Raw genomic sequence first — 22,640 nt, forward strand, 5'->3', positions numbered from 1 at the left:
TGCAGTCGAGCGCTCGCGGAGAAGCCCGTTGAACCGGCAACAGGCGCTCCGGTTCGAAACCGAATTCATGCCGCGCATCGTGGAACGTGTGACGCGCGTCGTCGATCACGGCGTGCGCGTCGACATCCTCGGCTACGAAAGCCCGGCCGTGCCGACGCGTCTGCATGTCAGCGCCGAACGTGCACCGCGACAGGGCGATGAACATCGGCGCGTTTATCCGTATCCGCTGAACGTATTTCTGACCTGGGACGACGACGAGATCGAACGGCTGATGGGCGCGGGCGGCGAGGCTCGATTCCTGCGTTATCTCGACGCCATCGGCGCGAAGCTCGACGCGTGGCAGGGCGCGCGCGAGGTCGATCTCGCGACGCGCTCGCAGGCGGAACCGTCGGTGCTCTTCGGCGGTCTCGATTTCGAAGCCTGAAGGCGGCCGGCTGCCGCCCGTTAGCGCCCGTTCAGCCGACGCATCGCATCGCCGGTCGATACGCGTCTCGCGCGGCCGGCAGGGCGCATCAACTTGAACGAGGAGGTCGGTATGGCATCGTCGAATGAAGGCGATCTGCGCGCATTCGTGCAGACCGCGGAGCAGGCGGGCGGTTTCGTCTGGGTCATCACGCTCGTCGATTTCGCGGCGCGCGAGGTCAAGCGCGCGCTGGTTTCCGAAGAGAATTTCTCCACCGCCGACGCCGCCCGCGACGCCGGCAACGATCGCCTGAAAGGCATGTCGAACGACCGCTGACGAAGCGTTCAGGCGCGCGGCCCGCTCACTTCGTCGCGATCACCATCGACTCCGCGCCGACGAGCGGTTCGACGCGCGCCGTCGCGAATCCCGCTTGCCGCATCCACGCGCAGCATTGCGCGCCGGTGTAGTCGAAGCCGCCGGGCGTTTCGATCAGCATGTTGAGGCTCATCAGAAGCCCGAAGGCATTCTGACGGCGCTCATCGTCGATGATCGCGTCGTACACGATCAACGCGCCGCCCGCCGGCAACGCCGCATGACACTTCGCGAGCAGTTCGAGCTTCTGCGGCAGATCCCAGTCGTGCAGGATGTGCCCCATCACGAGCACATCCGCCGCCGGGCACGGCTCCTTGAAGAAATCGCCGGGATAAAAGCGCAGCCGGTCTTGGAGTCCGTGCGCGGCGACGTACGCGTCGAAGACCGGACCCACCACCGGCAGATCGAAGCCGCCGCCCGTCAGATGCGGATGCGCAAGCGCCACCTGCACCGGCAACGCGCCCTGCGCCGCGCCGATATCGATGAACGTGCGGTACTCGCTCCACGGGAACTGTCGCGCGATCGCGTGCGCCGCGCCCATGCTGACGCCGCTCATCGCCTGAAGAAAGCCGCGCAGACGTGCCGGGTCGCTATAGAGCGTCTCGAAGACGTTGCCGCCGTGCTTCGATTCATTCTGCGGCAGGCCGGTGCGCAGCGCCTCCGTGAGCGAACCCCAGAACGGATAGAGGCGCGCGTTCGCCATTTCCAGCAATCCGCCGACATATGAAGGCTTGTTGCGATCGAGGAAGAAATCGGCGTCGTCGGCGTTCGCGTAGAAGCCGCCCTCGCGCGAGAGCAGGTTGAGCGCGACGAGCGTATCGAGGAAATCCAGCGCGCCGCGCGGATGCAGTGCCAGCGCCTGCACGAGATCGTCGGCCGTTCGCGGGCCGGTCGCCAGTTGCGTGAACACGCCGAGTTCGACCGCCGAAAGCAGCGTCTTCGACGCCCAGAACGCCATCCCCATTTGCAGCAGCCGCTCGGGATTGGGCTGTGCGCCGCGTTGCGCGTCTTGCATGATGCGCCTCCTGTCGGGAACGAACTGCGTAACTCTAGGAGGCGATCGCGTTCGCTTCAAGGCGCATCTGTGGGGCGCCTCACTCAGACAAAAAAACTCGTTCGACGATATCGAACGAGTGCGCCGACCGCGTCGTACGGAAAAGGGCGCACGCCCGACCATAATGCCTTCACACCCTGCAACGTTCACAAGGAGAACGTCATGAAACGCTTCGAAGGCAAGACAGTTCTGATCACTGGCGGCAACAGCGGCATCGGTCTCGCGGCAGCGCAGGCGTTTGCTGCGGAAGGCGCGCGCGTCGTCATCACCGGCCGCGATGAAAGCGCGCTCGCGACGGCACGCGAGTCGCTCGGCGCGAACGCCATCGCGATCCGCAACGTGGCGGGCACGGTAAGCGCTGCGCGCGAACTGGCGCAAGCATTGACCGATGCGAACATCCGGCTCGATGCGATCTTCGTGAACGCGGGCGTCGCCACCTTCGGGCCGTTCACGGACATCGACGAAAAAGCGTGGGACGAAACCTTCGCGATCAACGTGAAAGGACCGTACTTCCAGATCCAGTCGCTCGTGCCCTTGCTGAACGAAGGCGCGTCGATCGTGCTGAACGGTTCGATCAACGCGCATATCGGCATGCCGATGTCATCGGTCTATGCGTCGAGCAAGGCGGCGCTCGTGTCGCTCGCAAAGACGCTGTCGGCGGAATTGCTGCCGCGCGGCGCGCGCGTGAACGTCGTGAGTCCCGGTCCGGTCTCGACGCCGCTCCACGACAAGCTCGGCCTCATCGATGAAGCCGCCGCGCAGCTTCAAAGCCAAATTCCGCTCGGCCGCTTCGGCAAGTCGAGCGAAGTGGCGGCGACGGTGCTGCATTTGGCGTCGCCGGAATCGGGTTTCATCGTCGGCACGGAGATCATCATCGACGGCGGCATGAGCCAGCTTTGAGCCGATGGCCGAGTTGCACCCTCAACGCATCTGGGGCTGCAACTCGCCCCAGTTGACGAGAATCTGCTGGATGCTGCGCGCGTAGGCGTCGCGATGTTTCGGCGATTCGGAGTGATACGCGCCGATCGCGCGCCATGTGTTGCCGTGCTTCACCATCTTCTGCTTGAGCAGCCAGGCGGCGACGAACACGTTGACGCACGGATCGGCGAGCGCGCGATGCGGAATGCCCTGACGCGCGAGATCGGGAAAATGGATCGAGTTGATCTGCAGTTGGCCGATATCGATCGAGCCGTTGGCGTTGCGGTTGAGCGCGGCGGCGTCGCCTTTCGATTCGCGCCAGGCGACCGCGCGCAGCACAAGCGGATTGACGCCCTGATAGGCGCCGGCCTGTTCGAAGCAATCGTCGGCGTGAGCGGCGCGCGGCGCGAGCGACGCGGCGAGCAGCGCGCAGGCGGCCAGCGCCGCGCAAAACGGACGGAACATGGAACGTGGCTCCTTCGATTACGGCGCGAGCGCGATGTCGATGCGGCGCTCGACGTCTTTCATATACGTGCGCGACTCGTCCGACACCACGAGACGCGGCTCGGGTCCGTTGCATTTGCAATCGGCGACGCGGCGCGTTTTCTTCGCTTTCTTGCTCGCGGATTTGGCAGGCGCATCGTCTTCTTCGCCGCTGGAAGGCGGAAGCATTGCGAGCGTCGGCAGCGGCGGATAGACCTTCTGCGCGGCAGGTCCGAGCGCCGCGAGCGTTTGCACGGACGCGGGCGCGCTCACGTCGAACGGACCGGCGGCGGCGTGCATCGAAAACAGCGCAGTCGCGAGGATGAGAAATGGGCGCATCGCGTCAGCCTCCCTGCGTCGGCTTGATGGACACGCTGTACGGCTGGCGCGCGCCGGCGGTCAGGTTTTCGAGACTGAGCTTGACCGCATGTCGCGCGGGAATGCCTTTCCAGATCGCCTGATTGAGATAGGGAAAGTCCTGCGCGAGCGCGGTGACGAGAATGGTCGTCGGCTGCTTTTGGGCGGCTGCGAGCGCGCCCGCTTTGGCGAGGATCGCGGTGAGTTGCGGGTCGCGGGCGCCGAGCGCGTCAGCGGGAATCTCGAAGCGGATGATCTCGGCGGAAGCCGCCGGTTTTTCGATCTGAGCCGTATTGGCGGCCGGCATCGGCGCGCAGCCGGTCACGGCGAGCGCGACGGCGATGGCAAAAAGTGACGCTGCCCACTTCACTGGCATCTCCTGATTGGGTCATGGCGATATGCGAGTTGTCGGCGCGCACGGGCGCGACTTGATAGCCGCGCGCAAACGTTTCGCCAAATAGGAAGACTTGACTCAGAATTTGCCGATTCGGGGAATCGGATCGCGCGGACGTCGGTAATAGATGCCGCGACCTTGCCGTTGTGACGCTTCGATCAGATGCGCCACCACGCGCCGATGCTCGGCTCGGCATCGAGGGCGCGGAGAAAATCTTCGGCGAAGGCGTCGGCGGTGAGTTGCCGCTCGGGCGTGCCGTCGGGGAAATCGTGCGGATTCTTCAGGCCGCGCGCGTGGCGGAGGACGGCAACCGTTTCGGTCAGGGCGGAGAGGGCGTCGAGCGTGTGCGAGTTCATACCGCGGATTACGGCAGGCGCGGCGAAGCCTTGAGCCTTTCCGTCATAAAACCTTCACGCCTTCGGCTTGCGATGCCCGGAAACGAGCGCGCCGGCGTCCTTCGCGAGCCCGAACAGATCGACGACGCCGACGAGCCCCACGAACCCGACGATCAGAAACGCGACGCTGAAATCCTCCGGTCCGATGGAATGGGCATCGTGGCCGTGGATCCATTCGCCGATGCGCAGCGCGATTGCGCCGGCCGCCACGCCGATGCCCATCGTCATCTGGAAGAGCGTGCTCGATAGCGCCGACGCGCCGCTCATCTGCGCTTTCGGCACGTCGGCGAAGGAAAGCGTGTTGAGCGCCGTAAACTGCAGCGAACGCGACAGGCCGCTCGCGAACAGCACGGCGACGATCACGAACGTGGGCGTCGAGGGCGTCAGCAGGCTCATCGCGGCAAGCGAGAGCGCGGCGAGCACGCCGTTTACGATCAGCACCGGCCGGAAGCCGAACCGACGCATCACGGGCGTCGTGACGAGCTTCATCGACAGATTGCCCGCGAACACCGCGAGCGTGAGCAGGCCCGAATCGAACGCGTTCATGCCGAAGCCGACCTGGAACATCAGCGGCAGCAGGAACGGCGCGGCGCTGATCGCGATCCGAAAGAGCGAGCCGCCGCCCATCGCCACGGCAAAGGTCTTCACCTTCAGCGCCGACAGATCCACGACCGGATGCGCCGCGCGCCGCAGATGCCGCCACGACGCGATGCCCGCGACGACGCCTACCGCCACCAGCGCGCCGACGAAGCGCCAGTCCACGTCGCTGCGTCCGATCAGTTCCATCGCGTAGAGCAGCGTCGTGCACGCGATGCCGCACAGCGCGAAGCCCGGCAAGTCGAAGCGCCGCGTCGCGTCCTCGTGTTCGTTGCCGATGTAGCGCAGCGTCAGCAGCAAGCCGATCAGCCCGAGGGGCACGTTGAGATAGAAGATCCAGCGCCACGAAGAATACGTCGTGATGAAGCCGCCGAGCGGCGGGCCGATCACCGGCGCGACGAGACCCGGCCACGTGATGATCGCGATGGCGCGCATCAGGCCCTCCTTGGGCGTCGCGCGCAAGACGGCCAGGCGCCCGACGGGCACCATCATCGCGCCGCCGATGCCCTGCAACACGCGCGCGGCGGCGAACGCGGGCAAGGTCGAGGTCGTCGCGCACAGCACGGACGCGGCCGTGAACACCGCGATCGCGCTCGCGAACACGGTGCGCAGGCCGAAGCGGTCGGCGGCCCAGCCGGAAATCGGGATGAACACGGCGAGCGTCAGCAGATACGCCGTGATGCCGAGGCTCATGTCGGCGGGATGCACGTTGAACGAGCGCGCCATCTGCGGCAAGGCGGTGGCGATGATCGTGCCGTCGAGGTTCTCCATGAAGAAGGTCGCCGCGACGAGCATGACGATGAGCGACGAGCCTTTTGTCTCGCGATCGCGTGCTAACGGCATCGGTTGCGTGCTCCTGCCTGACGGGTTGGAAGCTTGCCATTCTAGCCGCGAGAGCAGAGCTTTCGCGCCTATGGTAGGTTTTGCGATTGCCGGAAAATCAGCCAGGCAGCCTGTCCGACAAAGCGCCTACGGTCTCCCCACAGCGCGCAAACAACTCGTCAACAAGAGGAATGAGCAATGAAGTTTCGGAAACTCGGCGATTCGGGTATCGACGTCAGCCTGATCGGGCTCGGCACCATGACCTGGGGCGAGCAGAACACCGAAAGCGAAGCGCACGAGCAGATCGATTACGCGCTCGCCCAAGGCGTGAATCTCATCGACGCCGCCGAGATGTATCCGGTGCCGCCGCGCCCCGAGACGCAGGGCCGCACGGAGGAATACATCGGTACGTGGCTCGCGAAGCATCCGGCGAAGCGCGCCGATATCGTCCTTGCGACGAAAATCGCCGGGCCCGCGCGCCAGCCGCACAATCCGCGGCATATCCGCGGCGCGGGCAACCAGTTCGATCGCAAGAACCTGAACGAAGCCATCGACGGCAGCCTGAAGCGCCTGCAAACGGATTACGTCGATCTGTATCAGCTGCATTGGCCCGACCGCAGCACGATGACGTTCGGCCGATCCAGCTATCCCTATATCGACGATGAATACACGGTGCCGATCGAGGAAACGCTCGCGGCGCTCGCCGATCTCGTGAAGGCGGGCAAGATCCGTCATGTGGGCGTGTCGAACGAAACGCCGTGGGGTGTCGCGCAATTCCTGCGCGCGGCCGAAAAGGCGGGGCTGCCGAAAATCGTCAGCATTCAGAATCCGTACAGCCTCGTGAATCGCACTTACGAGCTCGGACTGTCGGAGTTCACGCACAAGGAAGGCGTCGGGCTGCTCGCGTATTCGCCGCTCGCGTTCGGCTGGCTGTCGGGCAAGTACGAGGGCGGGGCGCGTCCGGCGGGCGCGCGCATCACGCTGTTCGAGCGTTTCCAGCGCTACAGCAAGCCGCAGGCGATCGCCGCGATCACGTCGTACGTCGAACTGGCGAAACGCCACGGACTCACGCCGACGCAACTCGCGCTCGCGTTCGTCAACACGCGCCCGTTCACGACGAGCACGCTGATCGGCGCGACGTCGATGCCGCAGTTGAAGGAGAACATCGGTAGCGTGAACATCGAACTGTCGGACGAAATCCTGGCCGAAATCGACGCGCTGCACGAGCGTCAGCCGAATCCGGCGCCCTGATTTCCTTCGCCGGCTCAAGCATTTGGCGAAGAATTGCATGTCTTTGCCGCGAATGTGTCAGCATTGACGTTCGCGTGACCGTCGTTTATCGCTCTGTAATACCGGCCTAATTTTTGGCCCGTACTCTGCCGTAACGCCGCCCGAATCCCGCACCCGAGGATTCGCGGCGCGCTCCCGTGTCATTCGCGGTGCGGTGCTTTTCGTAAGGCACTGCACTTGCTCGATGGTCCTGGTTGCCCGCTGCGGCGCCCCTCGCCACAGCGCGCTCTTCGCAAAGGAGTCGTCGCTCATGTCTCAAGCAACACCTCAGGCCAAAGATCTCGATCGCCTCACGATCGACACCATCCGCACGCTCTCGATGGACGCCGTGCAGAAGGCCAATTCCGGCCACCCCGGCACGCCGATGGCGCTCGCGCCGGTCGCGTTCCATCTGTGGCAGAACCATCTTCGTTACGATCCCGACGCGCCGCTATGGCCGAATCGCGACCGCTTCGTGCTGTCGGTCGGGCATGCGTCGATGCTGCTGTACTCGCTGTTGCATCTTGCCGGCGTGAAGGAGTTCGACGGCGACGGCAAGCCGACCGGCAAGCCCGCCGTCTCGATCGACGATATCAAGCAGTTCCGCCAGCTCGACAGCAAGACGCCGGGCCATCCGGAATACCGCATGACAACGGGCGTCGAGACGACGACCGGACCGCTCGGCCAGGGCCTCGGCAACAGCGTGGGCATGGCGATGGCCGCGCGCTGGAAGGAGAGCCGCTTCAACAAGGGCGACGACAAGCTCTTCGATTACCGCGTCTACGCACTGTGCGGCGACGGCGACATGATGGAAGGCGTGTCGCACGAAGCGGCGTCGCTCGCGGGGCATCTGCGGCTGTCGAATCTCATCTGGATCTACGACAGCAACACCATCACCATCGAAGGCCATACGGAGCTCGCCTACAGCGACGACGTGGAAGCGCGCTTTCACGGCTACAACTGGCACACGCTGCACGTCGACGACGCCAACGACGCGGACGCGCTCGAAGCGGCCATCAACAAGGCGAAGTCGCACACCGACAAGCCGACGCTGATCGTCGTGAAAAGCATCATCGGCTGGGGCGCGCCGAACAAGCAGAACACCGCGAGCGCCCACGGCGAGGCGCTCGGGGAGGAAGAGGTCAAGCTCGCGAAGAAGTTCTACGGCTGGCCGGAGGACAAGCAGTTCTACGTGCCCGACGGCGTCATGCAGCACTTCGCCGACGGCATGGGCGCGCGCGGCAAGAAGCTGCACGCCGAGTGGAAGCAGCGCTTCGACGCCTACGAGAAGGCCAATCCGGAACTCGCGAAAGAAGCGTGGCAGATGCTCGAAGGCGAGCTTCCCGACAACTGGGACGCGGACATCCCGACCTTCGAGGCGGACGCCAAGGGCCTCGCGACGCGCGATTCGTCCGGCAAGGTGCTGAATGCGATTGCGCCGCGCGTGCCTTGGCTGATCGGCGGCGCGGCAGACCTGTCACCATCGACGAAGACGAATCTGAAGTTCGAAGGCGCGGGCAGCTTCGAGCACGACAGCTACGGCGGACGCAATCTGCACTTCGGCATTCGCGAGCACGGCATGGGCGCGGTCTGCAACGGCCTCGCGCTGTCGGGCTTGCGTCCCTACGGATCGACGTTCCTGATTTTCAGCGACTACATGAAGCCGCCGATCCGCCTGTCCGCGATCATGGAAGTGCCGGTGATCTACGTGTTCACGCACGATTCGATCGGCGTCGGCGAAGACGGTCCGACGCATCAGCCGATCGAGCAGCTCGCCTCGCTGCGCGGCGTGCCGGGCCTGTGCACGCTGCGTCCCGCCGACGCGAACGAAGTCGCAGAAGCGTGGCGCGTCGCGCTGACGCATCCGAAGGAGCCGTCGTGCATCGTGCTGACGCGCCAGCCGCTGCCGACGTTCGACCGCAAGAAATACGCGTCCGCCGAAGGTGTGAAGCGCGGCGCCTACGTGCTCGCCGATACCGAAGGCGGCAAGAAGCCCGAGGTGCTGCTGCTCGCGACGGGCAGCGAAGTGTCGCTTTGCGTCGAGGCGTACGAGAAGCTGACAAGCGAAGGCGTCGCGGCGCGCGTCGTGTCGATGCCGTCTTGGGACATCTTCGAGAAGCAGGATCTCGCGTACAAGGAATCGGTGCTGCCGCCGGACGTGCATGCGCGCGTGTGCGTCGAGCAGGCGGCGACGCTCGGCTGGGACCGCTACGTCGGCCGCCTCGGATCGCAGATCGTCATGCACACGTTCGGCGCATCCGCGCCATTGAAGGCGCTGAAGACGAAGTTCGGCTTCACGCCCGAAGCGGTCTACGACGCCGCGAAGAAGCAGATCGAACGCGTGAAATCCAACGGGAAGGAGTGACCATCATGCAGATCGGCATCGTGGGACTGGGGCGCATGGGCGGCAACATCGGGCGGCGGCTCATGCGCGGCGGACATACGTGCGTCGTGTACGACCACAATCCGGAGGCCACCGAAGCGCTCGCGAGCGAAGGCGCGACGGGCGCGAAGGATCTCGGCGATCTCGTCGCGAAACTGACCGCGCCGCGCGTCGTCTGGCTGATGCTGCCGGCGGGGAAAATCACCGAAGACACGCTCAACGATCTGCACAAGATCCTCGGCGCGGACGACGTGATCATCGACGGCGGCAACAGCTTCTACAAGGACGATATCCGCCGCGCCGCGCAGTTGCGCGAGCAGGGCATCCATTACGTCGATGTCGGCACGTCGGGCGGCGTGTGGGGCCTGACGCGCGGCTACTGCATGATGATCGGCGGCGACGAGCCGGTCGTGCGCCGCATCGATCCGATTCTCGCGACGCTCGCGCCGGGACGCGGCGACATTCCCGCGACGCCGGGCCGCGAAGGACGCGATGCGCGCGTCGAGAACGGCTACATGCACTGCGGGCCGGTCGGGTCGGGGCATTTCGTCAAGATGGTGCACAACGGCATCGAATACGGACTGATGCAGGCCTATGCCGAAGGCTTTCACGTGCTCGAGCGCAAGGACTCGACGGAACTGCCGGAGAACGAGCGTTACTCGCTCGATCTCGCCGATATCGCGGAAGTGTGGCGTCGCGGCAGCGTGGTGTCGTCGTGGCTGCTCGATCTGACCGCGGGCGCGCTCGCGGGCGACGGCTCGCTCGACCGCTATTCCACCGAAGTCGCGGACAGCGGCGAAGGACGATGGACGATCGAAGCGGCAATCGAGGAAGCGGTGCCGGCGCAAGTGCTGTCGGCGGCGCTGTACACGCGGTTCCGTTCGCGCGATGCCGAATCGTTCCCGGAACGCATGTTGTCCGCGATGCGCTTCGGCTTCGGCGGGCATCACGAGTTTCCGGTGAAGTAGCGCGCTTTCCTTTTCGGCGATGTCAAAACGGCGATCGGCTTTCGAAGTCCATCGCCGTTTTTCATTTCATCATGCGCCGCCTGAAAAGCCACGCGCACAGGAAGAACGGCACGACCGCATACGCGCAGAGCACGAGCGCATGCAGCGCGAAGCCGTCGAACGGGCGGCCGAGCATCGCCGGACGGATCAGCTCCACCGCGTGATACAGCGGCAAGACCTGCGTGACGTGTTGCGCGATCGCGGGCAGTTGCGCGATGGGAAAGAAGACGCCGGAGAGCAGGAGCATCGGCGTGAGCGCGAGCGTCTGATAGAACATGAAGAAGTCGTAGCTCGGCGCGAGTGCGGTGACGACCATCGCCGTGCTGGCGAACGCGAGTCCTGTCAGCACGATGACCGGCAACGCGATCAGCATCGACGGAAAGCTCGCATAGCCGAGCGCGCCCGCGACGATCATGATCGCCACGCCCGACAGCACCGACTTGCTCGCGGCCCAGACGATCTCGCCAAGCACGATATCGCCGAGCGTGAGCGGCGTGTGCATGATCGCTTCCCAGGTGCGCTGAACGTGCATGCGCGAGAAGCCGGAGTACATCGATTCGAAGCTCGCGGACATCATCACGCTCGACGCCGCCGTGCCCGCCGCGAGGAACGCGATATACGACACGCCGTCGACGTGCCCGACCATCAGGCCCAGACCGAGGCCGAGGCCGAAGAGGTAGATCATCGGATCGGCGAGATTGCCGATCATCGAGGCGATCGCGAGTTTCTTCCAGACGAGATAGTTGCGCCGCCACACGGACATCCAGTGCGTGGCGTTCGCGGGCAACGCGCTGGAAAGCGGCGTGAGGTTTTGTGCGCGCTTCGGCTCGCGCTGTTTGTCGATGCGGGATCGTTCGAGCGTATCCATTGGCTCAGTCCACCATCTCACGTCCGGTGAGACGCAGGAAAACATCTTCGAGATTCGCCGGACGATGCAGATAGCGCACGTCCGCGCGGCCCTTCACGCGCGCATGCACGGGCTGCGGATCGTCGACGTAGCAAAAGAGCGTCTCGCCGCTCACTTCCATGCGCGCGACGAGCGGCGCAAGCTCGGCGGCGAGCGCTTGCGGATCGGGTCCGTAGATTTCGATCACGTCCGAGCCGATCACCGATTCGATCAGCTCGCGCGGCCGTCCTTCGGCGATCTTGCGGCCCTCCTCGATCACGCACAGGCGATCGCAGAGACGCTCGGCTTCTTCCATGAAATGCGTCGTCAGCAGGATGGTCTTGCCGCGCGCAAGCAGCGAGCGCAGACGCTCCCAGATCAGATGCCGCGCTTGCGGATCGAGCCCGGTGGTCGGTTCGTCCATCACGAGCACATCGGGATCGTTGACGAGCGCGCGCGCGAGCGTGAGACGCCGCTTCATGCCGCCCGACAACTCGCCGACGCGCGCATCGGCCTTGCTCTCCAGCCGCGCGAACTCCAGGAGCGACGGTACGAGCGCATCCATGCGCGCGCCCGTCAGGCCGAAGTAGCGGCCGAACACCGTCAGATTTTCGCGGACAGTGAAATCGGGATCGAGATTGTCGAACTGCGGCACGACGCCCACGCGCTCGCGGGCGAATCGGGCGCGCGCGGGCACCGGCTCGCCGACGAGACGGATCGCGCCGCTATCGGGCGAAGTGATGCCGAGCAGCATCTTGAGCGTCGTCGTCTTGCCCGCGCCGTTCGGTCCGAGCAGTCCGAAGCATTCGCCGGGCCGCACATCGAACGACAGGCCGTCGACGACCGTGCGCTCGCCGTAGTGCTTCCTTACTTCGCTGAATTCGATGGCGGGTGCGCGGTTTCCATCGGCGTCGCGTGTAGCGCTTTGTTGCAAAGTTTGATCAGTCATGCATCTGTGCGCAGGGAAAGCCGGATGAGGGAAATCCAGCGGGCTAGTGTAATCCATTGCACCAAGGCGGCGCTTGGCGTGCAACCGCATGCTGCGCGCGCGTGTCAAACCCGTGCGGGGCGCGTCGAACCGGTTCCGGCCGAAAGTGCCAGAGGCTTGTCCGTCGACGTTTTTGTGGTTCTGGCACGGTGCGAGCTAGCGTGTTCGCGCCGGTAAGCGTTTTCCAGCGTTGTCTCCCATGGGACGACCCACGATGATGAATCAACGCCGCGGGCAAGTCGCGCTCAACGGCACGTTGGCCAGGGAGGTCAAGATGGAGAGCTACCGAAAAATCCTGCTGTGCTACGACGGCTCCAGAGAAGGCCGCAAGGCACTGCGTCAGGGCGCCAATCTCGCGCTCGACCTGAATGCGGAGACGCATGTGCTCGCGGTGGTGGATATGCGCTCGAGCATCGCGCAGAGCGCCGGACTGCTAACCGACATGGCCTGCGGACGCTTCGAAGAGGCCGCGCGCGACATCCTGCAAGAGGGCGTCGAATGGCTGCGCGAGCGTGGCCTTCAGGCACAGGGACATTTCGCGTTCGGCCATCCGATCGACGAAATCGCGGCGCTCGCCGACAGCCTTCAGGTCGATCTCGTCGTCGTCGGGCATCGCTGCCGCAGCGGCCTCGCGCGCTGGTGGATGGGCGCGGGCAACACGCCGCTGCTGGATCGCGTGAAGTGCAGCATCCTGGTTGCCGTCTGTCAGGCCGGTGAATCGGCCGAAGCGGAAGACGAAGCGGCGTACGCGGCGAAGCCCGTCAAGGCCGAAGCCGGGGCGTGATGCGGTGCGAAGCGTGAACCGCGACGCTTGACGCGTCAACCGTTGAGATCGACCGCGACGAGCTTCCACGACACGAGCCCGTTGCGGTGGAAGATCGCGGAGTATCGCGCATCGCCGGCGCCGTGTTGATACGTGACGACGAACGTGTTCAGGCTTCGATAACCCGCCGTCGTCTGCGGTGGCTCTTTCGGCGGCTGCCGTGCGGTCGTGACGCCGGACGCGGGCCCATTCCCCGCATTCGCTGGTGCGCCGTCGCCAGCTTGCGGCGGACGCTCGCCCGGATCGCCGCGCGGCGGGATGCCGTTCAGAATCGCCGCGACGCCGTCCGGTGTGGCATACGAATCCACCAGCGGACCGACGAGCGCCGCGCCGATCATCGCACCGATGATCGCAAGCGGATTCCCGCTCTTTTGAATATCCACGCGACGCGTGAGCAGCGCCGCGATCTGGTCCTTGAGGCTCGCGCGCAACGCCGGAAAATCGACGTATTCGTTGACGGTTTGCGCATCGCGGGCATCGGCCGCGCGCTTCACGCGATCGAGTGCGATGTAAGGCGATGCGTAAACGAAACCGAGCGCCGCGACGATAACCAGGACGACGAGCGTAACGACAATAGAACGGGTAGTGCGGGACATGCTTGGGCCGAGCCTCTTGCAAAACGTGAATTACGGATTGACCGCGCGGGCGTCGGTTAAATCCCGTGAATTCACGTCGTGCGTGCGATGGCGTTCCATTCAGGCGAGGATTCCGCCGGCCAGCCCGGCATTTTCCTCGGCGATGCAGCGGTCGATCATGCGCGAAACCTCGTCGATCTTGCCCACCAGAATCACGCGCGATTGCCCGCGATACACGCGCACTGGCGCGCGCTGCTCGGCCTCGGCGTGCACCGTGCTGTTGAGGGAAACGCGAGCGAAGGCCGGCTGACGGGACGGCAACGCGGGCATTTCGTTGAAGAGATCGGGCGTGGCTTCGGCGCGCGGCATGCCGCAGGCGATCAGCGTGCGCAGATGGCGCAGGCGGCCGAATTGACGGAAGGGCAGCAGACGGGCAAAACGTTCCATGATGACTCTCCAGACGATAGGACGCACCGCGGCGCACCGCGCGCGGTGGCCGTCATGCTTGTTGTGTTGTGAGACGCCTGAATCAGGTGTCGAAAGCGGTTGGTGAGGCTATCTTGCGATGTCAATGAGACATTTCGTGTCTCGGTGCGAAAGTAATGTGCTTCGACTTTCGTGCCTTGCCCGTTCGCGGGCCAACATCAGAACTCGCCGGAGCGGATCAGCCCGACGGCAATGCCTTCAAGCGCGAAATCGCCGCTGCCGGCGCGCACGAAGATGTTTTCATACTCGGGGTTTTCGGCGATGAGTTCGACGCCGTCCGCGCGCCGTTTCCAGCGCTTGACCGTGACGTCGTCGCCAAGACGCGCGACGACGATCTGTCCGTCTTTCGCTTCGTTGCGCTTTTGCACGGCGAGAAGATCGCCGTCGAGAATGCCTGCGTCGCGCATCGAGAGGCCGCGCACCTTCAACAGATAGTCCGGCTTGCTGGAGAAGAGCGCGGGGTCGCACGCATAGTGCTGCGAGATGTGCTCCTGCGCGAGGATAGGACTCCCCGCCGCGACCCGGCCGACGAGCGGCAGAGACAATTGCATGATGCTCTGATGCGGCAGCGTGAACTGATGCGGCAGCTCCTCGGACCGATCGATGCGAGATGCATCGCCGAGCAGCCGGATGCCGCGCGACGAACCCGCCGCCAGCTCGATGACGCCCTTGCGGGCCAGCGCCCTGAGGTGCTCCTCGGCGGAATTGGCCGAACTGAAGCCGAGCTCCGCCGCGATCTCGGCGCGCGTGGGCGGAAAGCCCGTGCGGTCGATCGCGCGCTGGATGAGTTCGAACACCTGCTGCTGCCGCGCGGTAAGTTTTGATGTTTTGGTCACTGGCTCGAGCCCCTGATGCACTGTATGAATGGACAGGTGACTGTATTTTTATACAGTATTTGGCGCTTTTCAAGCTTTACTTTAAGTTCGCGGCCACGAAGCCTCCGCACCGTCGGATCGCGCCCGCCGGCGCTTCTTCCATCCAGGAATATCGTTCTTAGCAGTTTTACGTATAAAAAAGTGAATAACGATTATTTTCAATCATATAGAGGCCTCGTTAGACTGATTCCGTCAATTCGATAAGACGGAGAACGGGGAATGCAAAGCATCAACACGGGATTGCGACGGCTTCTTGCTGCGGCGACGCTTGGCGCGGCGGGTTTGATCGTGACGGCGCCGGCGCAGGCGGATACGTCGTTTCTGAACGTTTCCTACGACCCGACCCGCGAGCTGTATCAGGACTTCAATCAGGCTTTCGCGAAAAAATGGAAGGCGGAGACGGGCGAGACCGTAACCTTCAAGCAGTCGCATGGCGGCTCGGGCGGCCAGGCGCGCGCGGTCATCGACGGACTGCAGGCGGACGTCGTTACGCTCGCGCTCGCTTATGACATCGACGCGCTCGCGGGCAAGGGACTCGTCGGCGCGGACTGGCAGAAGCGCCTGCCGGACAACGCATCGCCGTACACGTCGACGATCGTGTTTCTCGTGCGCAAGGGCAATCCGAAGCACATCAAGGACTGGGACGATCTGACGAAGCCGGGCGTGTCGATCGTCACGCCGAATCCGAAGACATCGGGCGGCGCGCGCTGGAACTACCTCGCGGCGTGGGCGTACGCGCAGCACAAGCCGGGCGGCAACGAGCAGACCGCCAAGGAGTTCGTGACGAAGCTCTACAAGAACGCCGGCGTGCTGGATTCCGGCGCCCGCGGCGCGACGACGAGCTTCGTGCAGCGCGGTCAGGGCGACGTGCTCATCGCGTGGGAAAACGAGGCGTTCCTGTCCCTGAAGGAATTCGGTCCGGACAAGTTCGAGATCGTCGTGCCGTCGGTGAGCATTCTGGCGGAGCCGCCGGTCGCGGTGGTCGACAAGGTCGTCGACAAACACGGCACGCGCAAGCTCGCCGAAGCGTATCTCAAGTATCTCTATAGCGACGAAGGGCAGCAGATCGCCGCGCGCAATTTCTATCGGCCGCGTTCGGACAAGGTGCCCGCCGATCTGACGAAGCAGTTTCCGAAGCTGAAGCTCTATACCATCGACGACACCTTCGGCGGCTGGACCAAGGCGCAGAAGACGCATTTCGCGGATGGCGGCGTGTTCGATTCGATCTATCAGCCGCAATAAGCGTCAACCGGCGACGCGGCGCGTTCAAGACGCCGCGCGCCCGAAGCAGCAACGCGCGCCCACCCCGCGCGCAAAAAGGATGATTCAAGGATGACGACTCTCACATTCAGGAAACCGAGCGCGCTACCCGGTTTCGGCCTGACACTCGGCATCACGGTGGCTTATCTGAGCCTCGTGGTGCTGATTCCGCTTGCCGCCACCTTCGCTAAGACGGCGACGCTCGACTGGGCGCAGTTCGTGCGCGCGGTGACGTCGCCGCGCGTGCTCGCATCGTATCGGCTGACGTTCGGCGCGGCGCTCGGCGGCGCGCTCATCAACGCGGTGTTCGGTTTTCTCGTCGCGTGGGTGCTCGTGCGCTACACGTTCCCGTTCAAGCGCATCGTCGATGCGATGGTCGACCTGCCGTTCGCGCTGCCGACGTCGGTCGCCGGCATTTCGCTCGCCGCGGTCTACGCGGGCAATGGCTGGATCGGGCAATATCTCGCGCCGCTCGGCATCAAGGTCGCGTTCACGCCGCTCGGCGTGCTCGTCGCGCTGACGTTCATCGGCCTGCCGTTCGTCGTGCGTACCGTGCAGCCCGTGCTCGAAGACTTCGAGCGCGAGCAGGAAGAAGCCGCCGCGTGCCTCGGCGCGACGCGCTGGCTCACGTTCCGGCGCGTCGTGCTGCCGTCGCTCTTTCCGGCGCTGCTGACGGGCTTCGCACTCGCGTTCGCGCGCGCGTTGGGCGAATACGGCTCGGTGATTTTCATCGCGGGCAACGTGCCGATGAAGTCGGAGATCACGTCGCTGCTCATCATCACGAAGCTCGAACAGTACGACTATGCCGGCGCGACCGCGCTCGCCGTCGTGATGCTGTGCGTGTCGTTCCTGATGCTTCTGTTGATCAACACGCTGCAATGGTGGCTGCAGCGCCGCACGAGCAAGACGGGCGCGGCGCCGGTCAACGTCTCCCTGGCAGCGGGAGAAACGGCATGAGCAAGGTGCTTCCATTGCAGACGACGACACAGCGCGACGCGCACGGCCTCAATCCCGTCACCGAGCCGCGCGCCGTGCGATGGCTCCTGACCGGTATCGCACTCGCGTTTCTCGCGTTCTTTCTCGTCGTGCCGCTCGTCGCGGTGTTCGTGCAGGCGTTCGCCAAGGGCATCGACTATTACTTCGAGTCGCTGAAGGATCCCGACGCGTGGTCCGCGATCAAGCTCACGCTGATCACCGCCGCGATCGCCGTGCCGCTGAATGTCGTCTTCGGACTGGCGGCGTCGTGGGCGATCGCGAAGTTCGAGTTTCGCGGCAAGGCGCTCCTGACGACGCTCATCGACTTGCCGTTCTCGGTGTCGCCGGTCATCTCGGGTCTCGTCTACGTGCTGATGTTCGGCGCGCAAGGATGGTTCGGCCCGTGGCTCGCCGCGCACGACGTGCAGATCATCTTCGCGGTGCCCGGCATCGTGCTCGCGACGATCTTCGTCACGTTTCCGTTCGTCGCGCGCGAACTGATTCCGCTGATGCAGGCGCAAGGCAACGACGAAGAGGAAGCGGCGCACGTGCTCGGCGCCTCGGGATGGCAGATCTTCCGGCGCGTGACGTTGCCCAACGTGAAGTGGGGCCTGCTCTACGGCGTGATTCTCTGCAACGCGCGCGCGATGGGCGAGTTCGGCGCGGTGTCGGTGGTGTCCGGGCACATCCGCGGGCAGACGGACACGATGCCGCTGCACGTCGAAATTCTCTACAACGAATACAACTTCTCGGCTGCGTTCGCGGTGGCGTCGCTGCTGGCGCTGCTCGCGCTCGTGACGCTCGCGCTGAAACTTCTCGCGGAGCGCCGCATGACGCAAGCATTGACCGCCGCAAAAGCCACCGCACAGAATTGAGAGGCCGATAAACATCATGAGCATCATCGTTCGCAATCTGCAAAAACGCTTCGGCGATTTCACCGCGCTCGACAACGTGTCGCTCGACTTTCCGGCGGGCGAACTCGTCGCGCTGCTCGGGCCTTCGGGCTGCGGCAAGACCACGCTCTTGCGCGTGATCGCGGGCCTCGAATTCGCCGATGCGGGACAGGTCGTGCTGCACGGCGAAGACGTCGCGGCGGTCGGCGCGCGCGAGCGTCAGGTCGGCTTCGTGTTCCAGCATTACGCGCTGTTCCGGCACATGACCGTGTTCGAGAACGTCGCGTTCGGCTTGCGCGTGAAGCCGCGCCGCGAGCGTCCGAGCGAAGCGAAGATTCGCGAGAAAGTGCATGAGCTGCTGAAGCTCGTGCAACTCGACTGGCTCGCGGAGCGTTTTCCGTCGGAACTGTCAGGCGGACAGCGGCAGCGTATTGCGCTGGCGCGGGCGCTTGCCGTCGAGCCGAAAGTGCTGCTGCTCGACGAGCCGTTCGGCGCGCTCGACGCCAAAGTGCGCAAGGAACTGCGCAGCTGGCTGCGCCGGCTGCACGACGATCTGCATATCTCGACGCTCTTCGTCACGCACGACCAGGAAGAGGCGCTCGAAGTGGCGGATCGCATCGTCGTGATGAATCATGGCCGCGTGGAGCAGGTGGGCAGTCCGCAAGACGTGTACGATCATCCGCAGACTTCCTTCGTCTACGAGTTTCTCGGCGCCGCGAACCGGCTGCAGGGCGAAGTGAACGCGAACGGCTTCATCGCCGATGGCGCCGCGAGCCCGATCGCGGCTCAGGCGCATTTCAGCGGGCGGGCGCTCGCGTACGTGCGTCCGCATGATCTCGCGCTGTATCCCGCCGACGGCACGCATCGCGACGGCATCGTGGTGGGCGTGCGGCGCGTCGTGACGCTGGGCGGCTCGGTGCGCGTCGAGCTCGAAGGCAACGCGGGCGGCGTGATCGAGGCAGAACTGGATCGCGAGGCGTGGCGCGCGCTCAGGCTCGATATCGGCGATGGCGTGACCGCCGTTCCACGCGCGTTGCGAGTGTTTCCCGCGCAGTGACATCATAAAAATCAAAGAGGCTGACATGAACTTCCAGCAGTTGCGCTTCGTGCGCGAGGCCGTGCGTCAGAACATGAATCTGACGGAGGTCGCCAACGTCCTTTACACGTCGCAGTCGGGCGTGTCGAAGCAGATCAAGGATCTCGAGGACGAACTCGGCGTCGATATCTTCATCCGCCGCGGCAAGCGTCTGACGGGACTGACCGAGCCGGGCAAGGAAGTGCATCAGCTGATCGAGCGCATGCTGCTCGATGCCGAGAATCTGCGGCGCGTCGCGCGCCAGTTCGCGGATCAGGACAACGGCCATCTCGTCGTCGCGACGACGCACACGCAGGCGCGTTACGCGTTGCCGAAGGTCATCCGCCAGTTCACCGAGGTGTTTCCGAAGGTGCATCTCGCGCTGCGTCAGGGCAGCCCGCAGCAGATCGCGCAGATGATCATCAACGGCGAAGCGGATATCGGCATCTCGACCGAAGCGCTCGACCGTTATCCGGACATCGTCACGTTTGCCTGCTATTCGTGGCATCACACGGTCGTTGTGCCGAAGGATCATCCGCTCGTCGGGCGCGAGAACATCACGCTCGAGCAGATCGCCGAATATCCGATCGTCACGTACGACAACGATTTCACCGGGCGTTCGCACGTCGATCAGGCGTTCGCGAGCGCGGGCGCGATGCCCGATATCGTGCTGACCGCAATCGATGCCGACGTCATCAAGACGTATGTCGAACTGGGCATGGGCATTGGCATCGTCGCGGCGATGGCGTATGACGCGAAGCGCGACACCGAGCTCGTCGCGCTCGATACGCAGCATCTGTTCGAGGCGAGCACGACGCGTGTCGGCTTGCGAAAGGGCGCGTTCTTGCGCGCGTATGCGTATCGGCTGATCGAAATGTTCGCGCCGCAACTCGATGAAGCGCAGATCGCCGCGCAGCTTCGCGAAGCCGCTTAGAGTCGTGCCGGCTGTTTTACAATCGCCGGCATGAATACTTCCTCGCTTCCTCGTGTCGCCGTGCTTGCCACGGGCGGCACGATTGCCGGTCAGGCCGGCGATTCCTCCAAGACCGCGGGCTACAAGGCGGGCGTCGTCGGCGTCGACAAGCTGCTCGATGCCGTGCCCGCGCTCGGCTCGGTTGCGCGAATCCGCGCGGAACAGATCGCGAGCATCGACAGCAAGGACATGAGCGCCGCGCTGTGGACGCAACTCGCGCGGCGTATCGATGAGCTGCTTGCGCAGGACGATATCCATGGCGTCGTCGTCACGCACGGCACCGATACGCTCGAAGAAACCGCGTATCTGCTGCATCTCACGGTGAAGAGCGCGAAGCCCGTCGTGCTGACGGCGGCGATGCGCCCATCGACCGCGCTTTCCGCCGATGGCCCGTTGAATTTGCTCAATGCGGTGACGGTCGCGGCGTCGAAGGATGCCGCGGGCAAGGGCGTGCTCGTCGCTTTCAACAATCAGATTCACAGCGCGCGCGATGTCACCAAGACGAGCACTTATGCCGTCGATGCGTTTCGCTCGCCTGAGACCGGTGTGCTCGGGTTCGTGCAGGACGGACGCGTCGAGTTTCAGCGGACGGTCGCGCGGGCGCATACCGTCGCGAGCGAGTTCGCTGTCGCCGATCGATGGCCGATGGTCGAGATCGTCGCGAGCTACGCGGATGTGTCTCGTGTGACGGTCGATGCGCTTGTTGCTGCGGGCGTGAGGGGTATCGTCGTCGCGGGCACGGGCAACGGCTCGATGCATGCGGTGCTCACGCAGGCGCTCGCTGATGCGGTGAAGCAGGGCGTTGCCGTGGTGCGCGCTTCGCGCGTGGGTTCGGGACATGTGATGCGCAACGGCGCCGCTAACGATGATGCGCTCGGGACGGTCAGCGCGGGGACGCTGAATCCTTATAAGGCGCGGGTGCTGCTTATGCTTGCAGTGGCTTCGAATGTGCAGGACGTGCAGCGCGTTTTTGATGTTTATTGAGGTGTTTGGGGTGTTGGGCGGGCGGGCCGCCGGTTGGTCGGGCGGTCGGTCGTGGAATCCTGTATTCGTGTCGGTCTATTAGCGTTGCCCCTGTGCGGGGCGGCACCTACTTTCTTTGCTGCTGCAAAGAAAGTAGGCAAAGAAAGCAGCTTTTCAGGCCCGCGGTCACACGCAATTTGGGTAGTTCTCTCGTCCTCGATGGCACTCGCCTAAAGAGTGCCCTCATAGGCCCAACCGAGCTTGGATCGCGCACGGTCCGCCGCCCGAAAACGCTGAGGACACTGGTTCAGCACGAAACAGCTTCGGCACAGCGCTACGCGCTGCCGCCGGGTATGCAAGGGAAACCAAAGGGCGGCGATTGCAGTGAGATGGAGACGTTAGTAGAGAAGCACGCGCATTCCCGATTGACCGGTCGGCCGCGAAGCGGGCTGGAGCTATTTGGTGCTGAACCAGTTTGGTGTGCGGTGCGATGTGGCAGACCGTGCGCGAGCCAAGCCCGATTAGGTGTTTGAGGGCACTCTTTAGGCAGCCCACGATGGACGAGAGGACTACCCAAATTGCGTGTGACCGCGGGCGTATCAGGAGCTGCTTTCTTTGCTTACTTTCTTTGCAGCAGCAAAGAAAGTGAGTGCCGCCCCGCACAGGGGCAACGCTAATAGACCGACACGATCACAGGATTGCCGAGAAGCGCAGGCAAACCAAGATCCACCTCAGCAGAAAGCAAAAACGCGAACCGAAGTCCGCGTTCTCGAGTAGAGCAGAGACAATCAGTTAACAGCAGGAATCCGCAACACTTGCCCCGGATAGATCTTATCCGGACTCTTCAACATCGGCTTATTCGCTTCGAAGATCACATCGTTCTTGGACCCATTGCCGTAATACTTCTCGGCGATCTTCCAGAGATTGTCCCCCGACACGACGGTGTAATACTGCGATTCAGGCTCGCTACTCGGCACGGTCAGCTTATCGTCGACCTTATCGACATGCTGCACATTGCCCGCGGCCACGAGAATCTTTTCCTTCGTGGCCTGATCCGGCGCCTGACCCGAAACGGTCACCGTATGCGAAGCGCCGTCGTATTTCACATCGAGATTGTCCGCATTGAGACCCTGCGAACGAATGTACGTCGCGATGGCTTCGCCTGCCTTCTGATTTAGCGCGGCGACATCCACGGGTGCCGCAGCGGGCGCCGCCTGCGCGCTCGGCGTGGCTGCGCCGAAGAGTTTCTCGCCTGCTTCCTTGATAAAGCTGAGGATTCCCATTGTTCACTCCTTGGTTGACGGTGGTGTTACGGCCCGCGAAGTCTAGGCAGATTAGTCGCGATGACCACCGGATAGTTCTGAGTTTCAACAAAAGGATTTGTAGCACCGCCTATGCATCGGCGTTAGGACGC

The 22,640-nt window shown here is 64.1% G+C and carries 25 protein-coding genes; 13 read left to right on the top strand and 12 right to left on the bottom strand.

The genetic code is table 11. The annotated features are described in order from the left end of the window. Window positions 1-28: 28 nt before the first annotated feature. Together NCT05_RS07615 and NCT05_RS07620 are read left to right on the top strand one after the other, a co-directional pair. Entirely contained in the window at window positions 29-424 is a 396-nt protein-coding gene (locus NCT05_RS07615; protein WP_008349935.1) for a DUF5594 family protein, read from the top strand. A 111-nt stretch (window positions 425-535) separates the two neighbouring features. Further along, window positions 536-739 (top strand): hypothetical protein, encoded by a 204-nt coding sequence (locus NCT05_RS07620; protein WP_008349934.1) that lies wholly within the window; start codon window positions 536-538, stop codon window positions 737-739. Between the two features lie 25 nt (window positions 740-764). Here NCT05_RS07620 and NCT05_RS07625 read toward each other — a convergent pair whose 3' ends face one another. Continuing rightward, complete coding sequence (locus NCT05_RS07625; protein ID WP_250502005.1) at window positions 765-1,790, bottom strand: methyltransferase; 1,026 nt, start codon at window positions 1,788-1,790, stop codon at window positions 765-767. Between the two features lie 201 nt (window positions 1,791-1,991). Here NCT05_RS07625 and NCT05_RS07630 point away from each other — a divergent pair, with 201 nt between their 5' ends. Then, entirely contained in the window at window positions 1,992-2,729 is a 738-nt protein-coding gene (locus NCT05_RS07630; protein ID WP_175980087.1) for an SDR family oxidoreductase, read from the top strand. 21 nt (window positions 2,730-2,750) lie between these two features. On the opposite strand, the gene NCT05_RS07635 is transcribed toward NCT05_RS07630, so the two are convergent. The 5 genes from NCT05_RS07635 to NCT05_RS07655 form a co-directional block, all read right to left on the bottom strand. After that, complete coding sequence (locus NCT05_RS07635; protein WP_250459671.1) at window positions 2,751-3,212, bottom strand: lytic transglycosylase domain-containing protein; 462 nt, start codon at window positions 3,210-3,212, stop codon at window positions 2,751-2,753. Between the two features lie 18 nt (window positions 3,213-3,230). Continuing rightward, window positions 3,231-3,569, bottom strand: a complete 339-nt coding sequence (locus NCT05_RS07640) for a hypothetical protein (protein ID WP_175980088.1) — start codon at window positions 3,567-3,569, stop codon at window positions 3,231-3,233. 4 nt (window positions 3,570-3,573) lie between these two features. Next, window positions 3,574-3,963 carry a hypothetical protein gene (locus NCT05_RS07645; protein ID WP_033535749.1) on the bottom strand — a complete coding sequence of 130 codons (390 nt, stop codon included), beginning with the start codon at window positions 3,961-3,963 and terminating at the stop codon, window positions 3,574-3,576. Window positions 3,964-4,139: 176 nt separating this feature from the next. Then, entirely contained in the window at window positions 4,140-4,337 is a 198-nt protein-coding gene (locus tag NCT05_RS07650) for a hypothetical protein (protein WP_008349923.1), read from the bottom strand. A 54-nt stretch (window positions 4,338-4,391) separates the two neighbouring features. Then, window positions 4,392-5,816 carry an MFS transporter gene (locus NCT05_RS07655; protein ID WP_250502006.1) on the bottom strand — a complete coding sequence of 475 codons (1,425 nt, stop codon included), beginning with the start codon at window positions 5,814-5,816 and terminating at the stop codon, window positions 4,392-4,394. Window positions 5,817-5,993: 177 nt separating this feature from the next. Between NCT05_RS07655 and NCT05_RS07660 the strand changes: the two genes are divergently transcribed. The 3 genes from NCT05_RS07660 to gnd all read left to right on the top strand — a co-directional run bounded on the left by NCT05_RS07660 (window position 5,994) and on the right by gnd (window position 10,415). Further along, window positions 5,994-7,046, top strand: coding sequence for an NADP(H)-dependent aldo-keto reductase (locus NCT05_RS07660; protein WP_239294933.1), 1,053 nt, complete (start codon window positions 5,994-5,996; stop codon window positions 7,044-7,046). Window positions 7,047-7,335: 289 nt separating this feature from the next. Then, window positions 7,336-9,429: a transketolase gene (gene tkt / locus NCT05_RS07665; protein WP_250434644.1), complete on the top strand. Its 2,094-nt coding sequence runs from the start codon at window positions 7,336-7,338 to the stop codon at window positions 9,427-9,429. Between the two features lie 5 nt (window positions 9,430-9,434). Beyond that, the gene (gnd, locus tag NCT05_RS07670) at window positions 9,435-10,415 is read left to right on the top strand and encodes a phosphogluconate dehydrogenase (NAD(+)-dependent, decarboxylating) (protein WP_244808049.1); all 981 of its coding nucleotides are present in this window, start codon (window positions 9,435-9,437) and stop codon (window positions 10,413-10,415) included. A 61-nt stretch (window positions 10,416-10,476) separates the two neighbouring features. Here gnd and NCT05_RS07675 read toward each other — a convergent pair whose 3' ends face one another. Together NCT05_RS07675 and nodI are read right to left on the bottom strand one after the other, a co-directional pair. Continuing rightward, entirely contained in the window at window positions 10,477-11,322 is an 846-nt protein-coding gene (locus tag NCT05_RS07675; RefSeq protein ID WP_175980093.1) for an ABC transporter permease, read from the bottom strand. Between the two features lie 4 nt (window positions 11,323-11,326). Further along, window positions 11,327-12,289, bottom strand: a complete 963-nt coding sequence (nodI, locus tag NCT05_RS07680; protein ID WP_250459677.1) for a nodulation factor ABC transporter ATP-binding protein NodI — start codon at window positions 12,287-12,289, stop codon at window positions 11,327-11,329. A gap of 313 nt (window positions 12,290-12,602) precedes the next feature. On the opposite strand from nodI, the gene NCT05_RS07685 reads away from it, so the two are divergent. Then, window positions 12,603-13,112, top strand: a complete 510-nt coding sequence (locus tag NCT05_RS07685) for a universal stress protein (protein ID WP_033535751.1) — start codon at window positions 12,603-12,605, stop codon at window positions 13,110-13,112. 35 nt (window positions 13,113-13,147) lie between these two features. On the opposite strand, the gene NCT05_RS07690 is transcribed toward NCT05_RS07685, so the two are convergent. From NCT05_RS07690 to lexA, 3 genes are all read right to left on the bottom strand, one after another. Further along, complete coding sequence (locus NCT05_RS07690) at window positions 13,148-13,747, bottom strand: DUF2939 domain-containing protein (RefSeq protein WP_175980094.1); 600 nt, start codon at window positions 13,745-13,747, stop codon at window positions 13,148-13,150. Window positions 13,748-13,846: 99 nt separating this feature from the next. After that, complete coding sequence (locus NCT05_RS07695) at window positions 13,847-14,173, bottom strand: hypothetical protein (RefSeq protein WP_008349906.1); 327 nt, start codon at window positions 14,171-14,173, stop codon at window positions 13,847-13,849. 197 nt (window positions 14,174-14,370) lie between these two features. Further along, window positions 14,371-15,048 carry a transcriptional repressor LexA gene (gene lexA, locus NCT05_RS07700; RefSeq protein WP_008349903.1) on the bottom strand — a complete coding sequence of 226 codons (678 nt, stop codon included), beginning with the start codon at window positions 15,046-15,048 and terminating at the stop codon, window positions 14,371-14,373. A 258-nt stretch (window positions 15,049-15,306) separates the two neighbouring features. Here lexA and NCT05_RS07705 point away from each other — a divergent pair, with 258 nt between their 5' ends. From NCT05_RS07705 to NCT05_RS07730, 6 genes are all read left to right on the top strand, one after another. Then, complete coding sequence (locus NCT05_RS07705; RefSeq protein ID WP_008349902.1) at window positions 15,307-16,329, top strand: sulfate ABC transporter substrate-binding protein; 1,023 nt, start codon at window positions 15,307-15,309, stop codon at window positions 16,327-16,329. Between the two features lie 90 nt (window positions 16,330-16,419). Next, window positions 16,420-17,304 (top strand): sulfate ABC transporter permease subunit CysT, encoded by an 885-nt coding sequence (cysT, locus tag NCT05_RS07710; RefSeq protein ID WP_008349900.1) that lies wholly within the window; start codon window positions 16,420-16,422, stop codon window positions 17,302-17,304. Beyond that, entirely contained in the window at window positions 17,301-18,197 is an 897-nt protein-coding gene (gene cysW / locus NCT05_RS07715) for a sulfate ABC transporter permease subunit CysW (protein ID WP_250459681.1), read from the top strand. Before cysT ends, cysW begins: the two co-directional genes overlap by 4 nt. Before the next feature lie 16 nt (window positions 18,198-18,213). After that, the gene (locus tag NCT05_RS07720) at window positions 18,214-19,272 is read left to right on the top strand and encodes a sulfate/molybdate ABC transporter ATP-binding protein (protein WP_008349896.1); all 1,059 of its coding nucleotides are present in this window, start codon (window positions 18,214-18,216) and stop codon (window positions 19,270-19,272) included. Between the two features lie 25 nt (window positions 19,273-19,297). Beyond that, window positions 19,298-20,224, top strand: coding sequence for a CysB family HTH-type transcriptional regulator (locus NCT05_RS07725; protein WP_008349894.1), 927 nt, complete (start codon window positions 19,298-19,300; stop codon window positions 20,222-20,224). A 21-nt stretch (window positions 20,225-20,245) separates the two neighbouring features. Then, complete coding sequence (locus NCT05_RS07730; RefSeq protein ID WP_350030076.1) at window positions 20,246-21,247, top strand: asparaginase; 1,002 nt, start codon at window positions 20,246-20,248, stop codon at window positions 21,245-21,247. A 767-nt stretch (window positions 21,248-22,014) separates the two neighbouring features. Here the strand turns inward: NCT05_RS07730 and lysM are convergent. Further along, window positions 22,015-22,509, bottom strand: coding sequence for a peptidoglycan-binding protein LysM (gene lysM / locus NCT05_RS07735; RefSeq protein ID WP_244808052.1), 495 nt, complete (start codon window positions 22,507-22,509; stop codon window positions 22,015-22,017). Between the last annotated feature and the right edge of the window lie 131 nt (window positions 22,510-22,640).

The organism is Caballeronia sp. AZ7_KS35 (genome assembly GCF_023631045.1).
GTDB classification, from domain to species: domain Bacteria; phylum Pseudomonadota; class Gammaproteobacteria; order Burkholderiales; family Burkholderiaceae; genus Caballeronia; species Caballeronia zhejiangensis.

Bases quoted from the DNA above. Each gene is read 5' to 3' on its own strand.
- NCT05_RS07650 (WP_008349923.1), bottom strand. From the start codon at position 4,337: ATGAACTCGCACACGCTCGACGCCCTCTCCGCCCTGACCGAAACGGTT.
- NCT05_RS07655 (WP_250502006.1), bottom strand. From the start codon at position 5,816: ATGCCGTTAGCACGCGATCGCGAGACAAAAGGCTCGTCGCTCATCGTC.
- NCT05_RS07635 (WP_250459671.1), bottom strand. From the start codon at position 3,212: ATGTTCCGTCCGTTTTGCGCGGCGCTGGCCGCCTGCGCGCTGCTCGCC.
- cysT (WP_008349900.1), top strand. From the start codon at position 16,420: ATGACGACTCTCACATTCAGGAAACCGAGCGCGCTACCCGGTTTCGGC.
- NCT05_RS07695 (WP_008349906.1), bottom strand. From the start codon at position 14,173: ATGGAACGTTTTGCCCGTCTGCTGCCCTTCCGTCAATTCGGCCGCCTG.
- NCT05_RS07725 (WP_008349894.1), top strand. From the start codon at position 19,298: ATGAACTTCCAGCAGTTGCGCTTCGTGCGCGAGGCCGTGCGTCAGAAC.
- NCT05_RS07640 (WP_175980088.1), bottom strand. From the start codon at position 3,569: ATGCGCCCATTTCTCATCCTCGCGACTGCGCTGTTTTCGATGCACGCC.
- NCT05_RS07720 (WP_008349896.1), top strand. From the start codon at position 18,214: ATGAGCATCATCGTTCGCAATCTGCAAAAACGCTTCGGCGATTTCACC.
- lysM (WP_244808052.1), bottom strand. From the start codon at position 22,509: ATGGGAATCCTCAGCTTTATCAAGGAAGCAGGCGAGAAACTCTTCGGC.
- NCT05_RS07685 (WP_033535751.1), top strand. From the start codon at position 12,603: ATGGAGAGCTACCGAAAAATCCTGCTGTGCTACGACGGCTCCAGAGAA.
- tkt (WP_250434644.1), top strand. From the start codon at position 7,336: ATGTCTCAAGCAACACCTCAGGCCAAAGATCTCGATCGCCTCACGATC.
- NCT05_RS07705 (WP_008349902.1), top strand. From the start codon at position 15,307: ATGCAAAGCATCAACACGGGATTGCGACGGCTTCTTGCTGCGGCGACG.
- NCT05_RS07625 (WP_250502005.1), bottom strand. From the start codon at position 1,790: ATGCAAGACGCGCAACGCGGCGCACAGCCCAATCCCGAGCGGCTGCTG.
- NCT05_RS07645 (WP_033535749.1), bottom strand. From the start codon at position 3,963: ATGCCAGTGAAGTGGGCAGCGTCACTTTTTGCCATCGCCGTCGCGCTC.
- NCT05_RS07620 (WP_008349934.1), top strand. From the start codon at position 536: ATGGCATCGTCGAATGAAGGCGATCTGCGCGCATTCGTGCAGACCGCG.
- cysW (WP_250459681.1), top strand. From the start codon at position 17,301: ATGAGCAAGGTGCTTCCATTGCAGACGACGACACAGCGCGACGCGCAC.
- NCT05_RS07690 (WP_175980094.1), bottom strand. From the start codon at position 13,747: ATGTCCCGCACTACCCGTTCTATTGTCGTTACGCTCGTCGTCCTGGTT.
- NCT05_RS07675 (WP_175980093.1), bottom strand. From the start codon at position 11,322: ATGGATACGCTCGAACGATCCCGCATCGACAAACAGCGCGAGCCGAAG.
- NCT05_RS07630 (WP_175980087.1), top strand. From the start codon at position 1,992: ATGAAACGCTTCGAAGGCAAGACAGTTCTGATCACTGGCGGCAACAGC.
- NCT05_RS07660 (WP_239294933.1), top strand. From the start codon at position 5,994: ATGAAGTTTCGGAAACTCGGCGATTCGGGTATCGACGTCAGCCTGATC.
- gnd (WP_244808049.1), top strand. From the start codon at position 9,435: ATGCAGATCGGCATCGTGGGACTGGGGCGCATGGGCGGCAACATCGGG.
- nodI (WP_250459677.1), bottom strand. From the start codon at position 12,289: ATGACTGATCAAACTTTGCAACAAAGCGCTACACGCGACGCCGATGGA.